This window comes from Streptomyces sp. NPDC050732, assembly GCF_040654255.1.
GTDB lineage: Bacteria > Actinomycetota > Actinomycetes > Streptomycetales > Streptomycetaceae > Streptomyces.
Window position 1 is genome coordinate 13,864 of the sequence record NZ_JBFAHP010000002.1, and the last position, 23,144, is coordinate 37,007.

20 protein-coding genes and 1 pseudogene are annotated in these 23,144 nt (G+C 69.2%); 10 read left to right on the forward strand and 11 right to left on the reverse strand.

Annotation, left to right across the window (positions count from 1 at the left end):
* Positions 1 to 84 precede the first annotated feature (84 nt).
* From AB0H82_RS02010 to AB0H82_RS02025, 4 genes are all read left to right on the forward strand, one after another.
* Positions 85 to 1,362 (forward strand): DUF3631 domain-containing protein, encoded by a 1,278-nt coding sequence (locus tag AB0H82_RS02010; protein WP_362987768.1) that lies wholly within the window; start codon positions 85 to 87, stop codon positions 1,360 to 1,362.
* A 100-nt stretch (positions 1,363 to 1,462) separates the two neighbouring features.
* Positions 1,463 to 2,395: a DUF2637 domain-containing protein gene (locus AB0H82_RS02015; RefSeq protein WP_362987771.1), complete on the forward strand. Its 933-nt coding sequence runs from the start codon at positions 1,463 to 1,465 to the stop codon at positions 2,393 to 2,395.
* A 270-nt stretch (positions 2,396 to 2,665) separates the two neighbouring features.
* The gene (gene mobC / locus AB0H82_RS02020) at positions 2,666 to 3,202 is read left to right on the forward strand and encodes a plasmid mobilization relaxosome protein MobC (RefSeq protein ID WP_362987773.1); all 537 of its coding nucleotides are present in this window, start codon (positions 2,666 to 2,668) and stop codon (positions 3,200 to 3,202) included.
* Positions 3,199 to 4,893, forward strand: coding sequence for a mobilization protein (locus AB0H82_RS02025; protein WP_362987775.1), 1,695 nt, complete (start codon positions 3,199 to 3,201; stop codon positions 4,891 to 4,893). The genes mobC and AB0H82_RS02025 overlap by 4 nt, the downstream gene beginning before the upstream one ends.
* 150 nt (positions 4,894 to 5,043) lie before the next feature.
* Here the strand turns inward: AB0H82_RS02025 and AB0H82_RS02030 are convergent, their stop codons facing one another.
* Genes AB0H82_RS02030 through AB0H82_RS02050 form a run of 5 tightly spaced genes read right to left on the reverse strand, consistent with a single transcriptional unit; the run spans position 5,044 to position 9,564 of the window.
* Positions 5,044 to 5,568, reverse strand: a complete 525-nt coding sequence (locus AB0H82_RS02030) for an ATP-binding protein (protein WP_362987777.1) — start codon at positions 5,566 to 5,568, stop codon at positions 5,044 to 5,046.
* A 47-nt stretch (positions 5,569 to 5,615) separates the two neighbouring features.
* A complete protein-coding gene (locus tag AB0H82_RS02035; RefSeq protein ID WP_362987779.1) occupies positions 5,616 to 6,482 on the reverse strand; it encodes a glycosyltransferase family 2 protein in 867 nt (288 codons plus the stop codon).
* Positions 6,483 to 7,712: a hypothetical protein gene (locus tag AB0H82_RS02040; protein WP_362987781.1), complete on the reverse strand. Its 1,230-nt coding sequence runs from the start codon at positions 7,710 to 7,712 to the stop codon at positions 6,483 to 6,485.
* Positions 7,709 to 8,413 (reverse strand): hypothetical protein, encoded by a 705-nt coding sequence (locus AB0H82_RS02045; protein ID WP_362987783.1) that lies wholly within the window; start codon positions 8,411 to 8,413, stop codon positions 7,709 to 7,711. Before AB0H82_RS02045 ends, AB0H82_RS02040 begins: the two co-directional genes overlap by 4 nt.
* Positions 8,410 to 9,564: a glycosyltransferase gene (locus AB0H82_RS02050; RefSeq protein WP_362987785.1), complete on the reverse strand. Its 1,155-nt coding sequence runs from the start codon at positions 9,562 to 9,564 to the stop codon at positions 8,410 to 8,412. The genes AB0H82_RS02045 and AB0H82_RS02050 overlap by 4 nt, the downstream gene beginning before the upstream one ends.
* Positions 9,565 to 9,707: 143 nt before the next feature.
* On the opposite strand from AB0H82_RS02050, the gene AB0H82_RS02055 reads away from it, so the two are divergent.
* Together AB0H82_RS02055 and AB0H82_RS02060 are read left to right on the forward strand one after the other, a co-directional pair.
* Positions 9,708 to 10,682, forward strand: coding sequence for a helix-turn-helix transcriptional regulator (locus tag AB0H82_RS02055; protein ID WP_362987787.1), 975 nt, complete (start codon positions 9,708 to 9,710; stop codon positions 10,680 to 10,682).
* Positions 10,683 to 10,687: 5 nt separating this feature from the next.
* Positions 10,688 to 11,245, forward strand: a complete 558-nt coding sequence (locus AB0H82_RS02060; protein ID WP_362987789.1) for a peptide deformylase — start codon at positions 10,688 to 10,690, stop codon at positions 11,243 to 11,245.
* Positions 11,246 to 11,788: 543 nt separating this feature from the next.
* On the opposite strand, the gene AB0H82_RS02065 is transcribed toward AB0H82_RS02060, so the two are convergent.
* Together AB0H82_RS02065 and AB0H82_RS02070 are read right to left on the reverse strand one after the other, a co-directional pair.
* Positions 11,789 to 13,630 (reverse strand): RICIN domain-containing protein, encoded by a 1,842-nt coding sequence (locus AB0H82_RS02065; RefSeq protein ID WP_362987791.1) that lies wholly within the window; start codon positions 13,628 to 13,630, stop codon positions 11,789 to 11,791.
* 61 nt (positions 13,631 to 13,691) lie between these two features.
* Positions 13,692 to 14,417: a hypothetical protein gene (locus AB0H82_RS02070; RefSeq protein ID WP_362987793.1), complete on the reverse strand. Its 726-nt coding sequence runs from the start codon at positions 14,415 to 14,417 to the stop codon at positions 13,692 to 13,694.
* A 385-nt stretch (positions 14,418 to 14,802) separates the two neighbouring features.
* Here AB0H82_RS02070 and AB0H82_RS02075 point away from each other — a divergent pair, with 385 nt between their 5' ends.
* Together AB0H82_RS02075 and AB0H82_RS02080 are read left to right on the forward strand one after the other, a co-directional pair.
* A complete protein-coding gene (locus AB0H82_RS02075) occupies positions 14,803 to 15,897 on the forward strand; it encodes a hypothetical protein (protein WP_362987795.1) in 1,095 nt (364 codons plus the stop codon).
* A gap of 43 nt (positions 15,898 to 15,940) precedes the next feature.
* Positions 15,941 to 16,438 (forward strand): hypothetical protein, encoded by a 498-nt coding sequence (locus AB0H82_RS02080; RefSeq protein WP_362987797.1) that lies wholly within the window; start codon positions 15,941 to 15,943, stop codon positions 16,436 to 16,438.
* Positions 16,439 to 16,493: 55 nt separating this feature from the next.
* Here AB0H82_RS02080 and AB0H82_RS02085 read toward each other — a convergent pair whose 3' ends face one another.
* Positions 16,494 to 18,020 carry an RICIN domain-containing protein gene (locus AB0H82_RS02085; protein ID WP_362987799.1) on the reverse strand — a complete coding sequence of 509 codons (1,527 nt, stop codon included), beginning with the start codon at positions 18,018 to 18,020 and terminating at the stop codon, positions 16,494 to 16,496.
* A 200-nt stretch (positions 18,021 to 18,220) separates the two neighbouring features.
* On the opposite strand from AB0H82_RS02085, the gene AB0H82_RS02090 reads away from it, so the two are divergent.
* Positions 18,221 to 19,267, forward strand: coding sequence for a saccharopine dehydrogenase (locus AB0H82_RS02090; RefSeq protein ID WP_362988290.1), 1,047 nt, complete (start codon positions 18,221 to 18,223; stop codon positions 19,265 to 19,267).
* On the opposite strand, the gene asnB is transcribed toward AB0H82_RS02090, so the two are convergent.
* Positions 19,247 to 20,767, reverse strand: a complete 1,521-nt coding sequence (asnB, locus tag AB0H82_RS02095) for an asparagine synthase (glutamine-hydrolyzing) (RefSeq protein ID WP_362987801.1) — start codon at positions 20,765 to 20,767, stop codon at positions 19,247 to 19,249. The two genes, AB0H82_RS02090 and asnB, sit on opposite strands and share 21 nt — an antisense overlap.
* Before the next feature lie 263 nt (positions 20,768 to 21,030).
* On the reverse strand, positions 21,031 to 21,378 hold the full coding sequence (locus AB0H82_RS02100) for a hypothetical protein (protein WP_362987803.1): 348 nt from the start codon (positions 21,376 to 21,378) through the stop codon (positions 21,031 to 21,033).
* 207 nt (positions 21,379 to 21,585) lie between these two features.
* On the opposite strand from AB0H82_RS02100, the pseudogene AB0H82_RS02105 reads away from it, so the two are divergent.
* Positions 21,586 to 21,825 (forward strand): annotated as a pseudogene (locus AB0H82_RS02105) (YnfA family protein); the annotation flags it as partial.
* 341 nt (positions 21,826 to 22,166) lie between these two features.
* Here the strand turns inward: AB0H82_RS02105 and AB0H82_RS02110 are convergent.
* Positions 22,167 to 23,045 (reverse strand): hypothetical protein, encoded by an 879-nt coding sequence (locus AB0H82_RS02110; RefSeq protein WP_362987804.1) that lies wholly within the window; start codon positions 23,043 to 23,045, stop codon positions 22,167 to 22,169.
* Positions 23,046 to 23,144: the final 99 nt, after the last annotated feature.

Here is a 23,144-nt window from a genome sequence, read left to right on the forward strand (position 1 = left end):
TCAACCGCCATCCCTAGCGATCAACCTGCGGAGACCGGGATTGCCGTCCCATATGGCCCGCAAGCAGAGGAGCTGATGCCCAGTATGACCGATCCCCAGCCGAGTACGCCATCCCTTCCCGACGCCGCCGCCACGTCATGGCCCCCAGTTGCTGTGCCCGGCCGACCGGCCGACTCCACCGCACCTCCCGCGGACGAGGACCTCGACGACGCCTCCAGGACTGTGCCGCTGCCCGAGGGAGCGAAGATCCTGGACGACCTGCGTACGCAGATCAAGCGGTACGTGGCGATGCCGAGCGAGGAGGCCGTGACGGCGGTGGCGCTGTGGGTCGCGGCGACGCACCTACAGCGCGCGTGGCAGCACGCCCCACGGCTGGCGATCGTCGCTCCGGAAAAGCGGTGCGGTAAGTCGCGGCTGTTGGACGTGGTGACCGAGACCGTGCACAAGCGCCTGATCACGGTCAACGCCAGCGCGGCGGCGATCTTTCGGTCGATCGACGGGGACGACCCGCCGACCCTCCTGGTCGACGAGGCTGACGCCATGTTCAGCACCACCAAGGCCGCGGAGAAAAACGAGGAGGTCCGCGGCCTGATCAATGCCGGGCACCAGCGCGGCCGACCCACCCTGCGGGTGTCGGGGCCGGAGCACCAGGTGCAGGAGTTCCCGACCTTCGCCATGGCCGCGCTGGCAGGGATCGGCGACCTACCCGACACGATCATGGACCGCGCGGTGGTCATCCGGATGCGACGCCGTGCGGCGGGCGAGAAGGTTGCGTCCTTCCGCACGGGCCGGGATACGCCCGCCCTGAACGCGATCCGCGACCGCCTCCACGCCTGGCTGCAGCCGCTGTACGAGCTGGCCATGGAGATGGAGCCGCCCATGCCGGTCGAGGACCGTGCGGCAGACACCTGGGAACCGCTGGTCATCATCGCCGACCTCGCCGGAGGCAACTGGCCCGCGCTGGCCCGTACCGCATGCCGCGCCATGACCGACTATGAGGCTGGCCAGGACGAGGAGGGCGGTCTGCGCACCCGCCTCCTGGTCGGCATCCGCCGGGCCTTCGCCGCCGTCGGTGACCCGGCCGTGCTGAGCACGAAGCACCTGCTGGAGGCGCTCAATGCGGACAAGGAAGCACCGTGGGCGGAGTACGGCGCCAACGGCCTGACCCCGCGCGGCCTGCAGCTGCTGCTCAAGCCGTACGGCATCAGCTCGGCCAACCGCCGCTTCCCCGACGGCGCCCAGGCCAAGGGGTTCGCGCGCAACCAATTCCTCGACACCTGGGCCCGCTACTGCCCCGAGCCCAAGGCGGCGGACACGCCCGCCTCGTCAGCCGACGGGCTCCTGCCCGGCACCGCAGCCTGACTCGACTCCACCCGCATCACTCGTCCCCGCGCAGGTCAGCGCGGGGACGAGTGAGCATCCCGCAACGAGTCGTCTCGACATCACCACGCCACTCGTACCTGTGCTGACCAGGCACGCGACGAGTGGTACGAGTCCCAGCACCTCGCAGCCAAAGCGCCCTGCCCCGCTGCCTTGCCTGCTCGCAGGTGCCCCCACCCATCGGAGGTTCTCCCTGCCCCCGCACGCATCCGGATCCTCTGCGCCCAAGACCGGCGCCATCCGCTTCGGCATCGCCCTGCTCGGCACCATCGGCTTCGTCCTGTCCTATGACGCCCTGCGACAGATGGCCGTCTCCGCCCACATCCGCCCGCTCTTCGCCATCGGCTTCCCCCTCGTCATCGACGGGTTCATCGCCATCGGCATCGGCACCCTGCTCCTGGTGCGCACCGCCTCCACGGCCGCCCGCCTGTACGTGTGGATCCTCGTCATCCTGGCCACCACGCTGAGCATTTGGGCCAACGCGCTGCACGCCGTACGCCTCAACCAGCAAGCCCTGGACGGCGGTCTACAGCTCAGCGACTGGACCGTAGCCGTGCTCTCTGCGCTCCCGCCGCTCGCCCTGGCCGGCGCGGTGCACTTCTACCAGATCATCCAGCGGGACCTCGCGCTGTCCGCTGAGCAGGAGAGTGCCGAGCCGGTCCCCAGCGGCGCCCCTGCCGACGTCCACTCGCCTACAAGCCTCAAGGTGGCGGGCGGCTCGGCAGACGTGGCGGAAGAGGCTACCGATGTGGCAGATTCCACCGCCACTTCCCGCGCGGACGACGAAGCGGATACGGACGCCATCGACCCCGATCTGCTCGCCCTCGCCCGCCGTGCGCCTCGTGGGCGCGGAGGCAAAGCCTCGCGCCGCCACATCGAGGACACGGTCCGCGGCACCGGCCGCTCGATCGGCAAGGACGAGGCGGAACGCGTCAAGGACGCGCTCCAGGCCGAACTCGACAAAGCCGCCGCAGCCAAACCGAGCGAGACCGCGCCAGCAGCGATCGCCTCCTGACCACAGGCCGCTGCCAACCGCATCCCGCATCTCTCGTCCCCGCGCACGTCAGCGCGGGGACGAGTCTCCCTTCCGCGACGAGTCGACCCGACATCACCGCACTCCCCAGACCACACCACCACCGAGTAGGTCACGATGCCCGCACCACAGCACGAACTGCCCACCGCACACCAGGACATAGCCAAGGCCACAGCACCCACGATCGCGTCAGCAAGGTATCCCGCTGGACCGTCCACAGGCCGGTCCCACGGGGAAGCCTCCGCCCCGGGGGTGGCGAAGGCACTCGGGCACCAGGGGGTGCCCGAGGAGGAACAGCCGACGAACACCGATCCCGCCGCTGATTCCGACGCGCTGTTGCCACGTGCTGCCGACGTCGCCGCCCTGCACCGTGTCGCCCGACGTCGCAAGCCCGACGTGAACGGCCAGCGCAAGAAGCGGGTCGATGCCCGCTACAGCGTCGAGGAGAAGGCCGCCATCCTCGCCAAGGCCAGGTCGCTGAACGTCAGCGGCGCCCACTACGTTGCGGTCGTCACCCTCGCCCACGTCCACGGCGACCTCACCGTGCCCGGCCAGCGCACCCCGCTCGACGACTACATCGACGAACTCAACGCCCTGCGCCGCGAGGTCGCCGCCATCGGCCACAACGTCAACCAGGTCGCCAAGAAGCTCAACTCCGGCGGCCACCCCCACCCTGGGGACAGCGCCCTGCTGGCCCAAACCGACCGCACCCTGGACGCTGTCGTTACGGCCGTGCGCCACATCGCGGCAGCCGCCAACCAGGCCGTCGGCCACAAGGCGGCCCCGTGATCGCGAAAATCAGCAGCGGCAAGAGCACCACCGGCCTGATCCGCTACCTGTACGACACCAAGAAGGCCAAGGACCACACCGACCCCCACCTGGTCGCCTCCTGGGACGGCTTCGCCCCCGACCCCGGCCGCACCGACGACTTCGCCGCCACCAAGAAGCTCCTCGTCGCCGACCTCGACCTACACGTCAAGCAGGCCGAACGCCTCGGCCGCGCCCCCGAGCAGCACGTGTGGCACTGCTCGATCCGTGCCGCCGAGACCGACCGGCACCTCAGCGACGAGGAATGGGCCGACATCGCCCGCCGCGTCGTCGCCACCACCGGCATCGCGCCCGAGGGCGATCCGGACGGCTGCCGCTGGGTCGCCGTCCGCCACGCGCCCGATCACATCCACATCGCCGCCACCAAGGTCCGGTCCGACCTGCGCACTGCCCGCCACTGGAACGACTACCTCACCGCCGACCGCGAACTCGCCGCCATCGAGGAGGAGTACGACCTGCACCAGGTCGCGCGTGGGGATCGCACCGCCGCCAAACGGCCCACGCGCGCCGAGCAGGAAAAGACCAAGCGCGCCGGCCAGGCCCGCACCGCACGCGAACGCCTGCGCACCACGGTGCGTACCGCCGTGGCCGCCGCCGCCAGCACCGAGGAGTTCATCCACCTGCTGGAGCACACCGACGGCATCCTCGTGGACGTCAAGCACTTCCCGTCCGGAGACGTACGCGGCTACACCGTCGCCCTCGAAGGTGACGTCAACACCGTGCAGGAGCCGGTCTGGTACTCAGGCTCCGAGCTCTCTCCCGACCTGTCCTTTCCCAAGATCCGCAAGCGCCTCGACGCCACCGAACCGCGACAAGGCCCACGCAAGACCAACTCGTGGCATCAGGCCACCGCCGCCGTGGAGCGCATCCCCCATCGCCTTGAGCACGGTGAAGGCACAGCGGCCCAAGCCCACCTTGCCGCTTTGGGCGAAGCCCTCGACGCCCTGCCCCTTCGCGCAGCCCAGGCAATTCAGCCCCAACTCCGTCAAGCAGCCGAGGCGTTCGAGCGCGCTACTCGCTCCCGCATCCAGGCCGAGCACCGGCACGCCCGCGCCCTGCGCGGTGCCGTGCGAGCCATGGTCCGCGAGCCCACCCCCAAGGACGGCACCCTGTTGGCGATGTTCCTCGACGCCGCGATCCTCGCCGTCACCGCCGCCGCCCGCTGGCACCAGCTCCGCCACCACGACCAACAGGTGGTCGCAGCCCACCAGGCCCTGGCCCACCTCCAGGCCGCCTACGAACAAACTGCCATCGCGCCACTGACCGTGCTCGCCCAGCGCAGGCCACCCACGCAGGTAGTGGAGCGGCACATGCTCCTCATCCGGCAGACAATGCCCGATCACGCGGAACGGGTGTTGGAGGATCCGGCCTTCGACGCGCTCGCTGCCGTGCTCGCGGACTCAGAGAAGGCCGGGCACGACCCGAAGCAGCTCCTGCAACAGGCCGCCGACCAGCGTTCGCTCGATGATGCCCGCCGGCCCGCGCGGGTGCTGACGTGGCGCGTCGAACGCCTCCGTACGAGGTCGGCGCCCAGCGCCCGCGCACGTGCGGCACAGGCGCAGAGTGCGGCACGGCGGTCGAGCACGCTGGTGCAATCTCCACCGGCTGCTCCGGCCGCTCAACCACAGTCGCCCCAGGCGCGGCGACGTTGACACACCCACCGCGAGCCGCACGTGGAGTCCGCGCTATGCGGCTTCGACTCCACGTGCGGCGCCGGGTACGCCGCCTGCCCGCCGCTCGCAGCGGCACGGCCCCGTATGGGTCGTGCTGCTGACGGCCTCCGGACCAAGACCCTGGCGGCCTTACCGCTCCCGGGCCTCGGTGAGCGCCGCCACCAGTGCGTCCAGGTCGCCGGTGTAGACGATCACGTCTTCGTCGTCGGCCGGGGGGTCGAAGCGGGCGAAGAAGTCGTCCAGGGCTTCCGGGGTGACGGTCAGCGCGTTGGCGTCCTCGCGTGCGTTGCGCTCGGTCAGGCGCCGCAGCAGTTCGTCGCGGTCGGCGGGGAGGTAGACGACAACGGGCAGGCCGCCTGCTTCGCGGGCGGCCTGTCGCCAGGCGTCGCGCTCGGCGCGGCGCCACAGCCCGTGGTCCAGGATGACGTCGTTGCCAGCCTCGATCTCCTTGATGAACCGGTCCCGGGTCGCTTCGACGACGGGCCGTTCGCGCTCGAAGTAGGTGTGTTCGGGGTAGTCCACGCCGTACCGGCCGTGGAGACGGTGGACCTCTTCGTCCACGGACAGCCGGAGGTAGCCGCGGTCGGCCAGGGCCTGGGCGACGGTGGTCTTCCCGGAGCCGGTGAGGCCGGCCAGGAGTACGGCGAGGGGCACGTGGTCATCCTTCCGCGACGTGGTGTCCGCGAGTGAGAGTGTCGCTGTCAATCCTGGCCGCTGTGGGCGTGCGGGCGCCAGGTGGTGAAGATGTTGCGGGCCTCGGAGGGCCAGCTGAAGGGCATCCGGTCCAGGCTTACCCGCCGGAAGGCGAGCCGCGGATCGCTGGTGTTGATCACGCCGCCGTGCTGGCCGACGTGGGCCAGCAGGCGGCCTGCCTCGTCGCGGACGGCGGGAGTGTGTTCCTGCCAGGTGCCGGAGGCGAAGTGCTGGACCCGGCGGCGCAGTTCGTCCAGGACGCCCGAGCGCCACTTGAAATGGTGAACCGCGCAGATGCGGTCCGCGTCCGGCCGGTGGCCCGGAGCGCGGTGGTTGCCGGAGGAGACGGTGACGTCGTGGCGGGCGAGGACGATCTTCCTCGGGTCGCCGTGCAGGAGCCGGTGGGTGAGGTGGCCGCCGAGAGGATAGGCGAGTTCGAGTCCGCCTTCGGGCCGCCAGCCGGTCAGGCGTCCGCTCGCGGCGACGCGGTCGAGCATCAGACCGCCCACCACAGGGTTTCCGGACTTCTCGGCCTGGGCGATCACCTCGTTCAGCGGGGCGGGGTATTGCTGGAACTCGTCGGCGTCGGCAAACAGGTGCCAGCCGGGACCGGCCCGGTGCCGCAGGGCGTCGCGGAGCTGAGTGTTGGTGTGCTCGTGCCAGGGGCCGGTGCTGGTGCCTGTGGGGATGATGCCCAGCTCCCGGCACGCGGCCTGGAGTTCGTGTCGTTGCCGGTCGGGGACGTGGTCGGGGAAGTGGAAGGCGATCAGGAACCGCTCGACGCCCAGCCACCGGTAGTGGCGGGCCCAGGCGGCCAGCAGCGGCGGCTCGACGGGGCCGACGACGGCGATCAGCGCGGGAAGCGTGCTCGGCATTCAGGACTCCTTCGTGCGCAGGGGGGCGAAAGTGCGGGTGAGGAAGTCGGCCTGCTCGGCGGCGGACCGCATCCCGAGCAGAACCGGGGCCTCCGGTCCGGGCAGCGGGGGCGGCTGGCGGATGACGGTGTGCAGGACGTCTGCGAGGGCGTCCGGGTCGCCGGCGGGGAATGTCAGGGCCCAGGGCTGGCCGTGCAGGCGGGCAGTGAGGGCGCCGTCGTGTTCGGAGACGATCAGGGGGACGCCGAGGCGGGCGGCGTCCATGACGAGTCCGGATTCCTTGCCGGTTCCGGGGCGGCGGGTGACGAGGGCGGCGTCGGCGGCGGCGTACACGAGCCGCAGCACGGAGTCGCTGACGGGGCCGGGCACGGTGTGCACCCGCAGACCGGGCAGACACCGCCACCGCTGCAGGACGGCTTCGTCGAGCGGGAAGCCGGTGACCACCAGGTGCAGGGGCTCCTTGAGCCGGGCCAGGGCGTCGTCGACGACGGTGATGTCCTTGTAGGGCCACCAGCCGCCGACCAGGCAGACCACCGCCTCGGCGGCGGGGATGTCGAACGCGGCCCGGCCTCCGTCGCGTTCGGCGTCGCTCAGGCGGCGGCCGTCGTCGACCGCGAAGGCGCCCACCACCGCGGGCAGGTCGGCGAAGGCCGCTGCGAACTGATCGCCGACGACCTGGGTCGGGTACACGGCGATCACCCGTTGTTCGCCCCGGCGGGCGAGTCGGCCCAGTAGTCGCACGACGGCATCCTCGGCCGTGACCGCCTCGTGGACGAACCGCAGGTGCGGCTGCCCGCCGAGCAGGGCGGCGGCCCCGTGCAGGGCCTCGCTCGCGGTCAGGATCACCACCGCGTCGGCGCCGGACACCAACCGGCGCGAGGACCGCAGGGCGGACGCCTCGGTCAGGCAGCGGGCGAGGAGGGTGATCTGGTGCGGCACCCTCCGCAGACGGCGGGGCCAGCGGCGCGAGCGGAACACACGCTGTCCGGCCGCGGAGAGCCCCGCCACCACCCGGGAGACGGCCAGCAGCACGGTTGCCGCCGACCCGGCCGGTGCGGTCACCAGGCGGGCGTCCGCCTCGTGCAAGGCACGTACCGATTCGGAGGCGATCCCGTGCGGGGCGATGACGAGGCTGCCGGGCCGAGCTTGGGCGAGGGCCACCAGTGTGCGCTGGTGGTGCCCGCCCAGGCGGTTCGCGTACGGCTCGATGAGCACGAGCCTGCCCCTCATCCGGACACCGCCTGGTCCCCATGGGCAGCGGTGAACCTCTCCCGCAGCCAGGTGGGGTCGTTGAGGCGGTCGAACTGCTGCGGGTCACGTGCGGCCTGGCGGGCGAAGGAGACGCCCTCCCTGGCCCCGGCAGCGGCGTAGGTGGCGAACTCGCCGCTGCGGCTGCGCATCCAGGCATCGACGCGCTGGTGGGCGTCGTCGTCGGCCATGCCGTACTCGCTGCCGCGGGCGAGCATCGCACACTCGCGGAATCCCGCCTTCCAGGCGTGGAAGGGGCTCTGGTTGAACCGCGTGATCCCGGCGGTGTGCTGGGCGAATTCGATCCGTCCGGGCAGAGCGGCAAGCACGTCCACGGCGTCGCCCATCTCCCGCAGAGCACTGCGGCGGATCAGCTTCAGGCCGCCGTAGCCGTAGGTCAGGCCGTTGACCGGGTTGACCGCCCGCCACACCCGCATGGAGACGCCTTCCTCCAGTGGTTCGACGGTGGCGGGGTCGAAGTCGGTGTCGATGGCGAAGTCTCCGTCGGCGAGGAAGAACTGCTCGCGCTCGACGACCTCGGCGCACAGCCGGTAGGCCCGGCGCATCCCGTGGACCCCGTGCAGGCGCTTGACCGTGCCGCCGAGCGTCCGCTGGAGCCGGGAATGCAGGGAGTTGGCCATCGGCTCGTCGTAGGAGAGGAACACGGCGTCGAAGCCGGTCACGAGATCGCCTCCAGGTAGCGGGCGGCGACCAGGGCGGGGGCGAAGTCGGCGGTGGAGGCGTGCGCCCGCTTGGCGTGGACGGCGTGGAACTCGTCGTCCGTGGCAAGGCGTTCGGCTAGGGCGGCGGCTTCGGCCGGGGTGGTGAAGCACAGCTCAGGGTCGATGTGTTCGGCGAGCCAGCCCAGTCGGGGCGAGATGACCGGCAGGCCCATGCCCTGACAGTCGATGACACTCATCGACCAGGGGCAGCCGGGCCGGAACGGGGCGATGCCGAAGCGGGCGCCGGCCAGCAGGTTCTTGTAGCGGACGCGGTCGCCACGGTCGGAGACGACCTGCACGTGCGGCAGCGCGGCAAGCTTCTCGCGCATCTTCTCGGGACTGTCGTCCAGGCCCTTGCGCTCGGCCCGGCGCTGGCCGAACAGGTCCAAGACCCGCAGTCGCACGGTGCCGGAGTCGCTGAGCTGGCGGGCCAGATCCACGAACTGCTCGGTTCCGTAGTGCGCGTACAGCCGGTGGTTGTAGACACCGATCGCCGTGCCGGAGGCGGCCCGGACTGTGGCGGGGGCGCGGACCAGGAGCTCGTCACGCGGTGCGGGTACCACCCGTAGCCGGTCGCCGAGGTCCAGCGTCATCCGGGCAGCGGCGGCCGACACCCACGAGGCGGCCGTGGAGGAGTGGACCATCACTCGGTCGCACGCGGCCAGGCCCGCGGCGAACGCCAGCAGGACCGGCCTCCCGAGCCCCGCATCATCCAGCGACGGGTCGAGCAGCATCTGCCCGCCGCCCGCGAACGAAAACGGCAGGTAGTGGCAGTACCCGGCCAGCAGCGCATCCGACCCGGCCTCCAGCAGAGCCGTGCGGACAGCCGGGGCCTCCTCGATCTGGTTGGCCACCACGACGTCCGGCTTCTCCGCGCCGATCAAAGCCACCACCTCGTCGATGTCCGCCGAGAACCGGGCCCGGTACTTCGTTCCCGGTACCTTCGTCCGGTGGAATCCGCAGCGGGCATCCCCGGGCGCCGCCGGGGCCGCAACAGTCACTTCCGCCCCAGCGTCGACCAGGGCCGGGGCCAGCAGATCCGCGAAGATCCAACCCGAGTCCGCAGACAGCCGGTCGGGGTTGGAGATGTTCAGCAGATACAGCACGCGCATGGTTGCGTCGCCTCCCTCATCCGCCCGGGGTCGATCCGGGCCGCTGAGGGAAGGAAAACGGCAACGTACGCCGTGACGGAATGATGAACTTGGATCACTCACGGTTCATTCATGCTCACCAAGTGACGCGGAGCGGGGCTTCGATGGACGCGCATAGCGAGGAGATCACCGTCGAGCAGGCGGCCGAGGACTTCGCGGCCGAGGTAGCCAGATGGCGGGAAGTACGCGGCTTGTCCAAGCGGGCATTAGCGCTGGCCATGGGCTTCGACCCGTCCTACGTCAGCCACGTCGAGTCCGGGCGCCACAAGCCCACCGAGGAGTTCGCCAGGCTCGCCGACGAGCACCTGAACGCCGGGAAGGCGATCTGGCGGCGCTGGTGCGACTACGAGCAGGCCCGGACGAAGTCCCGGCGTCAGCCCACGGCTCCGCCGACCCAGCGCAGGCCCGAGCAGCCGTACGCCACCGGGTCCGCCCTCGTCGTCGAACACGACGCCGCCCGCCTCCATTACGACGGCCACTCCTACCGGCTCACCATGAGGCGTTTGCTGCGGAACACCGGCGACGAACCGGTGACCCGCTACCTGATCCGCATCTCCGTCGACCGATACCCAGGCGACCCGGAGCAGTCCAACGCCCACTACCGAGTCCACCCGCTGACCTGGGATGAACTCGATCTCACCGCCACCTGCCGCGGCGAGACGATGCGCTGGCAGGCCAAGCACGACCGCGACGCCTTCAAGGAAGTCTGGCTGCTGTTCGACAACGAACACGGCCGCTTCCCGCTCTACCCCGGCGAGTCCGTGTGGATCGAGTACGCCTACACCGTCGGCGACGACAAATGGGGCAACTGGTTCCAGCGGGCCGTCCGCCTACCCACCGAACAACTCGAAGTCCAGCTCGCCTTCCCCGCCTCCCTCGACCCCGTCGTGTGGGGCACCGAGACCTCCATGACCGCCGAAGCCTCGCCCCTGCGGACTCCGCCCGTCCGCAGCGACGACGGTGAACTGAGGCAATTCACCTGGATCACGGCCACGCCCGCCCTCCATGCTCGGTACCGTCTTGAGTGGAGGTTCCGGGCACGGCCCGAACACAACACGGAACAAGGGGACTTCAGGTGATTGACGTGCGGCCCAGCCAGAAGATGCGCGATCTCGGAGTCGTCCAGCACGGCGCCGGCATCCTGGCCGAACCGGCCCGCGCCTTCACGCTGCCCGACGAGCGCGTCGAAGCCGAGCGCATCACCGACGAGTTGTTCGCCGCCATGGAACGGATCGGCCAGGTCCACCCCTTCGCCAAGGGCATGGGCATCGCCGCCCCGCAGATCGGCATCGGCCGCACCGCCGCCGTCGTCCAGCCGCCCGGCGACGCACCCGCCATCATCCTGCTCAACCCGCGGATCACCGACCGCTCCGACGAACTGGACGAGCAGTACGAAGGCTGCCTGAGCTTCTTCGACGTCCGCGGCCTCGTCCCCCGTCCCCTGAAGATCACCGTCGAGACCACGTCCCTGACCGGCGAGACCGTCACCACCGTGTACGAACGCGGTCTCGCCCGCCTCATTCACCACGAGATCGACCACCTCGACGGCCTGCTCTACACCGCCCGCATGTGCACCGGGGTCGAGCCGATCCCCGTGGAGGAGTACCGGCAGACCGGCAGTGCCTGGGCGTACGAGCAGTAGCCGTCAGCTTCAGGTGGAGGCCGAGACACGGGCTCGCGCTCTACCAGCGCCGCGGCGTGCCCGGCACCGCCGAACTCGCCAAAGATCGCCGGCCTTCACCAGCTAGACGTCAACCGGGTCAGGGTGCCGGAGTTCCGTATACGTGAGAAACCGCGAATCCTGTTCGGACACCGCTACGCGCAGCCGACAGCCCTACCCTCCACACCTGACAGGCATCCCCACTGGCGCGTGCGGAGGGATCACCGCCCTCGCCTAAGGGCCACTTTGGTTGGGCCCCAGGCGGAGAACCGGCCTCGCCGCAAGGTGGCGTTTTCTTGAGTCCCCGCTCAGGCACCGGCGGCGTCGGTGAGCGACCGGTACGAGGGCCTCCTCCGGCGGAGCGGACGCCCGCCCCGCGCCCAGGTCACCCGTCCGGCGATCTGCACGCCTCCGGAGAGGTCCGCCGGGATCTCGGCCCTACCGCCACCTGTCCAGCGACCGCCGCCCCAAGCCCACGGTGACCCGCAAGCTCGCCGTGATGGGGCTGGGGAGGCCCTTCGGGGGTTATCGGGTCCTGAAGCGGCGGTAGAGGTTGCGGGCCACGTGGACTCCCGGGCCGCCGAAGCCGACGATGTCGACGCGGCCGTCGCCGGTGATGTCGGTGAGGAAGCGGGGGTGGCGGCCGACCCGCCAGGCGCCCGCGTCGTCGTTGTACCCGAAGCCCCGGCACACCAGCTGGGCCTGCTCGAACCGACCGTCGCCGGTGCTGTGCGACACCCAGACACCCTCGTTGCCGAAGCCGACGACGTCCGGGTTCCCGTCTCCGGTGACGTCGGCGAGCAGCCGGAGGTGCTTCGCGCCCGTCCATCCCTGGGCGTGCCCGAAGTCGTTCAGGACGAGCTTCGGGGGTTCGAAGGTGCCGTCACCGAGCCCGCGGGCGACGACGACGCCCTGCGGGCCGAAGCCGACGATGTCCAGTGATCCGTCGGCGGTGGTGCTGACCAGGAACCGAGGGTGCTCCTCGGCCGAACTCCAGCCCTGGTCGACGCCGAATTCGTCGAGGACGTACAGAGGCTCGGCGAACGTCCCTTCCTCGTCCTGGAGGGAGACCCAGACGCCGTCCTCATGGCAGCCGCCGATGTCGAGCCTGCCGTTGCCGGTGGTGTCGGCGAGGAAGCGAGGGTGCTTGTCGGCGATCCAGCCACCCGCCTCCTCACCGTGGCCGAACGCGCGGAGAGCGGGTTCGTCGCCGATCGGCGCGTACGTCCCTTCCTCGTCTTGGAGGGAGATCCAGACGCCGTCCTCATGGCAGCCGACGATGTCGAGCCTGCCGTTGCCGGTGGTGTCGGCGAGGAAGCGAGGGTGCTTGTCGGCGATCCAGCCACCCGCCTCCTCACTGCGGCCGAACGCCTTGACGGCCGGCTCGCCGCCCGCGGGCGCGTACGTCCCGGCCTCGTCCTGGGGAGAGATCCGGACTCCGTCAGCGGCGAGCACGACGACGTGGGGGCTGCCGTCACCCGTCGTGTCCGCGAGGGTCCACAGGTCCGCGCCGTTCAAGGAGGGTGCGGGCTGGTGCAGGACGCGCTCCTCGTCGTCGAACGTCCCGTCACCTCTGCCGGACGCCGCCACAGCCCCCTTCTTGAGGTTGAGCCCGACGACGTCCTGGCGTCCTGTTCCCGTGGTGTCGGCGAGAAAACGCGCACCGACACCGGCCCACCAGCCCGGTTGCCCGCCGGGAGAGCGGTTGGAGCCGTCGGTCATCCACTTGCCCGCGCCCTGGTCGCTTCCGAACTGTTCGAGGACCAGCAGTACGTTGCTGAAGGAGGGGGTCGCGTCGGGTGCCGGCCGCAGCGCGGCCGAGTCGGCCAGCCGCCAGGACTGGCGGCCGTTCCAGTGGCTCAGTGGCGCCCACCGCAGCACCGGATCGCTGGTGCGCTCGGGCTCGACCGTCACGAACCGCCAGCGCTGGCTTGCCGCGCTGTCGTCGTACTCGCGCAGGACGATGCGGGTGTCGCCCTCACCATCCTTGCTCGGGACGGCGAGGTCGAGAACGGCGCCATCGGTCACGTCCTCGATGAAGTAGAGGCCCTCTTCACCCTCGACGGGGACGACGCGCCACTGCTGGCTCTCCTTGCCCGCGGCGGCATCCCACTGGCGCACGCCGCCGTCCTCAGCGGCGGGATTGTCCAGCACCTTGCCGCTGACCGCGTTGCGGATCACATATGCCTGGCCGTCCTGGTCGTCCTGTGTGGGGGTGAGGTGCCACTGTTCCGGGCTCGGGCCGTCAGCGGAGAAGTCGCGGGCAACGAGCGCACCGTCCGCGCCCGGCGTGGCCCGGGCACTGAGGGTCTGTCCCGTGGCGGCGTTGACGATCTCCAGCTTCAGTTCTTTTGTGGGCACGGGCATCGTGCTGCCTCTTCCAGGCGGTGGGGGCGTGGGCTCAGGACGGCGCGGCGGTGGCCGCAGGTCACGTGAAGATGTGGTGGTAGGGGACGTTCCACTCGCTGGGCAGCCGCGGATAGAACGTGTTGATGACCGTTCCGGTGAAGTCCCCGCCCCAGTTGTAGGTCAGACGCGCCTCGCCGGCGGCCGCCACCGTGTGGTCCTTGAACCCCAGGATGGTGTCGGGGTGGGTGATCGGCACAAAGGTGATACCGCCCCACGGCGTCACCGTGACGACCCAGAGCTGGGTGTCCTCGGGAGCGCCGTTCTTCCCGCGCCACTTGTCGCCGACCTCACTGGGCAGGCCGACCCGGAGGGTGTCGGCCGGATCCTTGGGGGCGTCCTGGTGGACGGTGATGCGCCTGCGCTGCGGCTTCGGCGCGCCGTCGTCGCCGCGCCCGGCCTCGGCTTCATCTTCGGCTTTGCCCGGGGGCGGGGGTGTCACCTGGCCCGCGGCGCTCTCCAGGAAGTACAGCGGCCGCTGTCCGAAGAAGCCGCCGGGGGTGATGTGCCAGAGATGGCCTTTGGCTTCTTTGGTGTCCGGGTCGAGCGCGGTGGCCAGCTCGACCCCCTTGTCGTGGCTTTCCTCCTTCAGCTCGGCGGGCCGCAGGTAGCCGCCGTTGAAGGCGTGGACGAGCATGACCGGCCGGCTCTCGAGCAGCGCCGCCACGATGGCGTTGTCGTAGCTGTTCACCGCCACCGGACCGCCGACCACCAAATTCGACATTGCCGTGCGTTCTTGGGTGTACATCGCGGAAACCTCACCTGTTTTCGATGCGGGGAACAACGCGGGAGAACAGCGCGTCGGCACTCAAACAGTGATTAGGCACGCGACATAACCGCAAGGTCAATAGCCCCCGGTCGAAAGGGCCCCGAAAAGCGAATACACGACCGAGGCAAATAGCCTTAAAACCGGCAAGGTTCCAGGTCACACCACCCCTGAGCGTGAATTGTGAAAGGTGTTGAGCTGGTGCCTGACCACTGGAGGCATGTCTCGGTCACTCGATTGAGCGTGATAGGCAGGACGGTCTTCTCGGGCAATGGAGCCCGTGCTAGCTTCGTTTTGGAACGTGCGCGCAGCTGCCTGTTTCCATTTCACCGAGTACGGTTTCGACCGGATCAGTTGAGGACAGAAATTGCCTTCCAATGCGTACAGCCTGGAACGGGCCAAGCGTCAGCCTCTGACGAAGAAGAACCTGTGGGAACTCAAGATCGACAAGAGCTGGAAGTCCATCCTGGACCACCCCAATCTGGTCTACGTCGACGACTACGGTGTGCGGCACAAGCCCATCGGGTTCTCCGTGAACAAGCTGAGTTTCGGCACGTTCACGGGCAACGCCTTCAGTCTGGGCTGGCTCGCCTACATGAACCTGGGGGAGCCGCTGATCGAGGAGCGGCGCAACATCGCCCAGCCCCCGCCCGACACGTTCTCCTCGCGCACCTACGTCAACCGGGGCAAGGAGGACATGAACTTCACCGACTCGGTCGATTTCACCGTGACGAACGGGGCCACGTGGTCACTCACAGGGGACTCCAAGCTCACCTTCGGCGGCAACGTCAGCGCGCAGCTCCAGCTGCAGCTTCAGCTGATGCTCGGTCTGGACCTCCAGGGGCAGATTCAGGCGCAGCTCAAGAACGAGATTTCGGCGAAGAACGCGAACACGTTCACCAGCAAGAACAGCAAGGACAGCGTGGGGGCGGACGTTGCGAACGCCGTGGACATGGGCATGACCAACGGGATGACCACCACCGCGACGGGCACGGTGACAGGCAAGACGGCGTTCACGACCACAGGCAGCGCTTCCGGCACCGCGGGGCTCAACGCCTCGCTGGCGCAGGGCATCGCGGCCACCACTGGCGGCTCCCTGACCACAGGCTGGGCCTCGAAATCGCAGATCTCCGGCAAGGTCCCGCCCGGCTCCCGCGTGGAAACCCTCGTGACACAGCGCCGCACCCGCAAGCAGTACTCCTATGAGATCCCGGTGACCTTCTCCGGGCTCCTCGCGGTGCAGTACGCCGTGCCGGTGCCGGTCCTGGCTCCCCCGCAGAGCGGGGCCTACCCCGGCCTCGACCGGCTGGTCGCCCGCGACATCGGCGACATCGACCTGGCGGGCGGCGGCTTTCGCATGAAGGGACTGGCCGAAGTCGTCTCCGCACTGGATGTCCACCACACGATGTTCGACGGCGAGAAGCTGACCGACAGCCAGCGAACGCCGTACAAGCAGACATGACCGGCGGGCGGCACCGCCACGACGACGACCAGAGGTGACGACCATGGTGTTCAACAACGTCTTCAACGCCGCGAAAAACAACGCGGGACTCTTCACAGTGGTAACCGGCCGCGACAGGCCGCAGCCTGGAGAGGGCATCGACTTCGAGGATGCCGACGAGAACACATACGACGACACGAGCACGAGTCTGTTCACCCGCGGAATCCATGGGGCTTCCTCCCGGGCGCAGACCGTGCAGGAGCAGTTGCCCGAAGCGCGGGTCGTCCTGGGCTTCCTCGGCTCCTTCATCCAGACCAGCCGACAAGGTGCTGACGCCCAGGCCGCGTACGCCCAGGACCCCAGCTCGGTCTCTACGGCGGCGGCCGCCGGCATGCGGCAGTCGAGTCAGACAGTGAAGGGTGACAACGACCTCAAGAAGCCGGGGAACCTGAAAGACATGCCGACGAAGGATGAGTGCACGAATCCCAAGCCGCCCACCCCCGAGGCCGCGGAACCCAAGGCCCCCGAGGCGAAGGCCAAGAAGCCGGACAAGCCGGAGTAGCGTCCGGGCAACGAGGGGTCAGGGGCGTTTCCGTCCCTGACCCCTCGTTCGTGTGTCATACGGGCAGCAGCTGCCACTGCCGCTCGCGGTGGTCACCCTCCGACCCGTACTGCTTGATCGCCGCGGGGCCGTTGGTGTCGACGCGCAGGAGCAGACCGCTGTGGTGGTTCGCGATCTCGTACACCCGTGGAGCGCCGGTCGCGGAGTCCGCCGGGATCAGCCTCCACTGCTGGTGGTGCGCGTCATCGCCCTCGTAGGCGCGCTGCGCGACCGCCGCCCCGTTCGCCGTCCCCGCTCCGACGACCTCCAGGACTTTGCCGCTGCGCGTGTTCTCGATCGTGTACAGGACGTCGCCGTCGTCCTGGCTCACCACGACCAGCTGCCACTTCTGGTGAGCCCTGGTGGAGGCGAGGGACTGGCGGATCTCGGCCCCATCTCTGAGGGACTCACGCGAGACCCCCATCCGCAGCTTGCTCCGGACGTTGACCCAGGCGGCCACAGTGCCCGAATCGGGCAGTCCGTCCGTCTTCACCGGCGTGACTTTCCGAACCCGGCAGTTGCCGGAGTCGCCGATGTAGAGGGCGTCCGCCCCATCCACGGTGAGCCCCGACGGCATGCTGAGCTGGGCCTTGGCGGCTGGGCCGTCGTCACCGCTGAAGCCGGCTTTGCTCGTGCCGGCGACGGTGCTGATCGTCCCGTCCGCCGTGACCTTGCGAACCCGGCTGTTGAAGGTATCGGCGATGTAGAGGGTCCCTGTACTGTCCACCACGAGCTCCGTGGGCCCGAACAGCTGGGCCTGAGCAGCCGGGCCGCCGTCACCGTCTGAGCCCGGTGCACCCATGCCGACGACGGTGCTGATCGTCCCGTCCGCCGTGACCTTGCGGACACGGCAGTTGAAGCCATCGACGATGTAGAGATTGCCCGCAGCGTCCACCGCCAGGCCCTGGGGGAGGTTGAGCTGGGCCTCAATTGCCGGACCGCCGTCTCCTCCGGCTCCCTTGGTCCCGTTCCCCACGACCGTGCTGATCTTCCCGTCTGCCGTGATCTTCCGGACCCGGTGGTTGTTGCTTTCGGCAACGTAGAGGACACCGGAGTTGTCCACCGCCACCCCCGAAGGGGCGTTCAATTGGGCATCGGTGGCGGCGCAGCCGTCACCGTCGGAGCCCACTTTGCCTGTGCCGGCGACCGTGCTGATCGTCCCGTCTGCCGTGATCTTCCGGACCCGTTGGTTGCCGCCATCGGTGAAGTAGACGGCGCCGGTGCTGTCCACTGCCAGCGCGCCCGGGCTCCTCAGTTGTGCCTCAACGGCAAGGCCGCCGTCACCGCCGAAACCCCCGGTGCCCGTGCCAGCGATCGTGCTGATCTCCCCGTCAGCCGTCACTTTCCGGAGCCGGTGGCTGCCGCTGTCGGAGATGTAGAGGGTGCCGGTGCTGTCCATCGCGATCTTCAACGGGCCCTTCAGCTGGGCCGAAGCAGCCTGGCCGCCGTCACCGCCGGAGCCCCGTTCCCCGGTTCCGACGACCGTGCTGATCGCAGGGGCGGAGTCCGCGTCCCTTGTGTCTGACGTCTGGGCAGTGCTCATCGTCATCCCTTCACCGCTCATCGACCGCCTGCCACAGACGGTCATCGTTTGATTCCACATAGTCAGAAGGGCGTCAGGGGTGGCTAGTCCACGACCGAGTGGTTTGCGAAGCGTGGGGGCGCGATGCCGCCTGGGACCGGCGCGGCGGTCGGTGCAACGGGGCGTACGTCTCGGACACTTATGCGGTGCCTGACATTGACATGCCGCGCCTCTGGATGAGACACGAATCCCGGCGGACCGAGCGACGTGCTGCTCTGGCCCCCGACGACGCCCGCAAGTTGATCGCAGGAGGAGTGCACCTGACGGTCGAGGAGTCGCCGCAGCGCGTCTTTCCCGTCCATGAGTACGCCGATGCCGGTTGTGCGATCGCACCGCAGGGCAGCTGGACGAGCCGTTGCCCCGCGACGAGCTACGTCCTGGGTCTCAAGGAACTGCCCGACGCACCCTCGGAGCTGACCCACCGGCACATCTTCTTCGGGCACGCCTACAAGGGACAGGCGGCGGCGCCGCGGCTGCTGCGGCGCTTCGAGTCGGGCGGCGGCACGCTGCTCGACCTGGAACACCTCGTCGACGCTGAGGGCCACCGGGTGGTGGCGTTCGGCTACTGGGCGGGCTACGCGGGCGCCACGTTGGCCGTTCTCCAGCACCGGGGCACGCTGACGGCGCCGCTCGCCTCGTCGTCCCATGAAGAACTGCGCGGGCAGCTGACCCCTGACCGACGCTTAGGCGGCGTCACCACCCTGGTGATCGGAGCGGACGGGCGGTCGGGACGCGGGGCCTGCGACGCGCTCAGTGCCGCCGGTATCGAGCCGACCCGCTGGGGACTGAAGGACACCCGGAACCTCGACCGTGACGCACTACTCGCGCACGACATCCTCGTGAACGCCATCGCCACCAGCCAGCCCGTACCGCCGTTCCTGACCAAGGCCGACCTCGACAACGAGCAGCGGCGGCTGTCCGTGATCGCCGACGTGACGTGCGACGTGGGCTCCGACCTCAACGCCCTGCCCGTCTACGACCAAGTCACCGACTGGGCCACCCCTGTACGGCGGCTTCGCGAGGATCCCCGGCCACTCGACATCATCGCCATCGACAACCTCCCCTCCCTCCTCCCGGCCGAGGCCAGCCGCGCCTTCTCCGCCGACCTGTGGCCCCTTCTGCTGTCGTTGAGGGAGGGCTCAGAAGTCTGGGACCGCTGCCTTGAGATGTTCCGTCGTGCGGTCGCCTCACTGGGCGAGCGGGGCTGAACGGCCCAGGGTCCGTACCGGATCGACGCCGGGGAACTCGGCGCGCCACAGCGCGTAGAAGGCCGCCTCCTCCTCGGCGTCGCCCGTGGCGGTCTGTGCGAGCCCCGCCGCTGTCAGTCCCGCTGTCAGAACGTCCTTGGCCCCGGATCCGTGGCCGAACTGGAGCTTGCCGCGGCGCAGCATCTCCTCCGGCAGCCAGCCCGTGAAGGCGTCCCGCAGCAGCTTCTTCTCCTCGATGCCCGGGCCGATCATCTTGTGTTCCGGCGGGATCGAGAGCGCCAGTTCGATGACGTCCCGGTCGAGGAACGGCACCCTGGCCTCCAGGCCGTACGCCATCGTCGTGCGGTCGCAGCGCTGCAGGTTCTCCCACTGCAGCCCCTCCACGATCGACACCAGCCTCGCCTGAAGGGCCTCCGGGGACAGGAACGGCTCACGGTGGCAGTCCGGATAACCGGCGAACAACTCGTCCGCGCCCTCTCCTGTGAGTACGACCCGTACTCGCTTCGAGGCGTACTCGGCGAGCAGCAGATTCGGCACCGCGCTGCGCACCAGATGCACGTCGAAGTGTTCGATCGCCCGCACCGTCCTCGGCAGCGCCGCCACGGCGTCCTCGGGGCTCATCACCACCTCGTGGTGTTCGGTGCCGAGATACTCCGCGACCACGCGCGCGGCCAGCAGGTCGGGGCTGCCCGGCGTACCGACCGCGAACGTCGGGAGCGGCCGGCGGTGCCCGTGACGCCTCGCGTACTCCGCTGCCACGGCAGTGACGATCGCCGAGTCGAGGCCGCCGGAGAGGAAGACACCGACGCCGACATCGCTCATCATCCGGTCCTCGACCGCGCTGACGATCGTCTCGCGTACCGCCTTGAGCAACGTCTCGTCCCACCGGCCCGGCGTGGCGGACCCCTGAGGGCGCCGAGCGGGGCGCACCCGGGGAGGGACGGCGTCTGCGAAACGCACCAGGCCGCCTTGCCGGGTCCAACAGCATCCCGGCGGGAAGCTCTCCACCAGGGGACGGTCGGCGGGGTCGAAGGCGCGCAGCTCGCTGGCGAACAGGACACAGCCGTCCTTGCGGGCCCAGTACAGCGGTTTCACCCCCAGGGCGTCGCGGGCGACAAGGAGCGAGCCGGTCTCGTCGATGTGGGCAAGTGTGAACATGCCGCGCAGCCGGGTCAGCCCGGCGGGACCATCCACGAGCAGCACGTGCAGGGCCGCCTCACTGTCGGAACCCGTCGTGAAGCGTTCCGGGCCCAGCTCCTCCCGGAGGTGGAACTGGTTGTAGATCTCGCCGTTGACAACGAGGCGGGAACGGCCGTCCGGCCCCACGAGCGGCTGGTGGCCGCCGGGCGGATCCATGATGGAAAGCCGCTGGTGGCCCAGCCAGACGTCTCCGCGATGCGTCTCTCCCGTGTCGTCCGGGCCGCGGTGCGCGATCCGGGCCAGCATCTCCCGGCAGAGCGGGACGTCGACCTCGCCGACCGCCGCAACGATTCCGCACATGGTGGGTCATCCTCCTCGAAGCTCACGGCAATCGAAGCTCACGGCAATCGGGCGAAGACTCGTACCGAGACTCCTTCCCCCCTGCCACGGTGGCAGTCCGTGGCGCCAGTCTTCTCACCGGCCAAGCAGGAGTCGCTAACGGCCCCGCCACCGGCGCAAGTTCGTCTCCGAGTCCAGCCGATACCCCGCGCTCCTGGTCGCGGAGACACTCAAGGATCCGCCCGGTACAGCCGGTGGGCTGGCACCGGGCGGATCCGTGCCCGTCAGGCGAAGATGACCGAGCGCACCTTCAGACGCTCCGAGCCGCCGCCCGTGTGGGGGCGCAGGGAGAAGAAGTCGTCCCCCTCGCAGTCGGCGTTGCGGAAGACCACCGCCGCCGCGTCCGTCCGATTCTTCGGGGAATACCCGGGGAGCTGATCGTTGGACCCGACGCCGTAGAGGTTGATGCACTCGCCACTTGGCGGGTTGTTGAGGAAGCCGACCGCCTCGAAGCCCTCATCGGTCAGGTAGGTGTACCGGAACTGCCCGTCGGCGGCGCTGGCAGATGTGGGGGCCGTCAGAACAAGGGCGAGAGCTCCCAGAGCGACGGCTGCGGAACGACGAAGACGCATAAAGCAGGCTCCTGAGGAGAAAGGGCACATGGGCTGTTCGAGTCTGTCCGTTGGCGCTCTGCATCACACGCGGTCACTTTGAGTAAACGATTCTCTGTGCCCCGTTCGGCCCGCAGGCAGGCGCCCTGCCGCTTCGCAGGGGGCGCCAGCCGACTGCCTCCCCCCACTCGTCGGCACTGGAGGTGCGACCTGCGAGGCGCTCACTCAAGAGGCTGGATCGGGGTCGGCGCCGACGTGATCGCACTCGGTCTGTACGGCGTCGTTGCCACCTTCCAAAGCGACGACAACTCCGGCCGGATCCTCGCCGCCTATGGCGGCATCTTCGTTGCCGGGTCCATCGCCTGGGGCATGGCCGCCGACGGCTACCGCCCTGATCGCTTCGGCGTCATCGGCTCCCTGGTCTGCCTCGCCGGTATGGCGGTCATCGTGTATGCCCCTTACGGCTGACTTTCCGCTCACCACAGCAGGACAGCCAAAGCAACTTGCTTCCGCAATGCTGCTCGCAGTCGAGCCCCGGTTGCGAACCCTCGGCCAAAGAGCCGCCGCTGGGAGAAATCTGGGAGATGATCTTCCCCCGGAGGCCAACCAAGACCCCACCACACCACCTCAGACCAATCCCCTGACCTGCATGTTTATAAGATCCACAGATAACGATCTTGCTCGGACCTCATTCGGGACGAAGAGGTCGTGGGTTCAAATCCCGCCACCCCGACAGCTGAAACACCAGGTCAAGGGCCTGATCCGCATCGCGGGTCAGGCCCTTGCTGCGTCTGCGTTCTGAGGGGCTCTCAGAACCTGCCCTTCCGCAGGGTCGGTGGCCTGTCGGAGGTGTGTGGGCCCCTCAGGACGGGAGGCGCCTCCACCGATTCGCTGACCACAGAGGTGTCGTAGCGCTCCGGGCGGCCTGCGACCTTGTAAGTCAGTCGTGAGCCCGGGAAGACCACGCGGTACCACTCGTCTCCCCGGCCGGCGGTCGTGACGTTCACCTCGACGCCGAACTCGCAGTCCTTTCCCTTGGTGAAAAAGGACAGGTCGAACGCCCTGGCGTCGAAATCCTCGCCCCCGTCGAGGTAGATGCCCTTGGCGAAGGCGTTTTCGGAGAGGACCCACGCTCCGTCGCGTGACCCTGTGCTCACCCAGCCTTTCTTCTTCCACGGCCTCGGACTGGGCTCTGTCAGGTCGAAGGCGACTGCTGTAGGAAGCGCCTCGCCTCCGCTGTCTCCGAAAGGAGGGGGAATCACAGCGGTGCCGGTGTAGCGAGTGGGCCGGCAGGAAAGGTCGGTGATCCGCATGTTCTGGATCACCACCGTGCCCCTGTGAATGGGGAAGATGGTGACGCGGACCGTGGCTTCATTGACCCGCAGGGCCTTGTTCTTCGCGAACCAGGCCCTGTACTCGTCCGACAGGAATCCGCCCTCCGGAAGGTCCGCCGCCTTCGTGGTGCGCTGAGCGAGCGCGAAACGGCCGCCGAAAAGGAGGTTCGGCTCCCCGGCCGCGATGTCGATCGCGGGACCGACCGTGAGGCGCTCCTCCTTCGCGTCGTCCTGTTTGTCCTTGTTTCGTTCACGGGCCTCGGCCTGCTGCGCGACATCCGAGCTCTGCACGGCGGCGGGAAGCCCCCAGATCGCGACGGCCGACGAGACGACGACACCGACGGCACCGATCACCGCGAACACCCTGAGGGTCCACTGCCAGCCCGTGTTCGGCCCTGGGTCAGTCGAGGGCGGAGCGTTGGTGGGCGGAGCGTTGGTGGGCGGCTCAGGTGG

Coding starts and splice junctions, on each gene's coding strand:
- AB0H82_RS02055 (WP_362987787.1), top strand. CDS start 9,708: ATGGACGCGCATAGCGAGGAGATCACCGTCGAGCAGGCGGCCGAGGAC.
- AB0H82_RS02010 (WP_362987768.1), top strand. CDS start 85: ATGACCGATCCCCAGCCGAGTACGCCATCCCTTCCCGACGCCGCCGCC.
- AB0H82_RS02035 (WP_362987779.1), bottom strand. CDS start 6,482: ATGCCGAGCACGCTTCCCGCGCTGATCGCCGTCGTCGGCCCCGTCGAG.
- AB0H82_RS02070 (WP_362987793.1), bottom strand. CDS start 14,417: ATGTACACCCAAGAACGCACGGCAATGTCGAATTTGGTGGTCGGCGGT.
- AB0H82_RS02085 (WP_362987799.1), bottom strand. CDS start 18,020: ATGAGCACTGCCCAGACGTCAGACACAAGGGACGCGGACTCCGCCCCT.
- asnB (WP_362987801.1), bottom strand. CDS start 20,767: ATGTGCGGAATCGTTGCGGCGGTCGGCGAGGTCGACGTCCCGCTCTGC.
- AB0H82_RS02050 (WP_362987785.1), bottom strand. CDS start 9,564: ATGCGCGTGCTGTATCTGCTGAACATCTCCAACCCCGACCGGCTGTCT.
- AB0H82_RS02090 (WP_362988290.1), top strand. CDS start 18,221: ATGCCGCGCCTCTGGATGAGACACGAATCCCGGCGGACCGAGCGACGT.
- AB0H82_RS02100 (WP_362987803.1), bottom strand. CDS start 21,378: ATGCGTCTTCGTCGTTCCGCAGCCGTCGCTCTGGGAGCTCTCGCCCTT.
- AB0H82_RS02065 (WP_362987791.1), bottom strand. CDS start 13,630: ATGCCCGTGCCCACAAAAGAACTGAAGCTGGAGATCGTCAACGCCGCC.
- AB0H82_RS02040 (WP_362987781.1), bottom strand. CDS start 7,712: ATGAGGGGCAGGCTCGTGCTCATCGAGCCGTACGCGAACCGCCTGGGC.
- AB0H82_RS02080 (WP_362987797.1), top strand. CDS start 15,941: ATGGTGTTCAACAACGTCTTCAACGCCGCGAAAAACAACGCGGGACTC.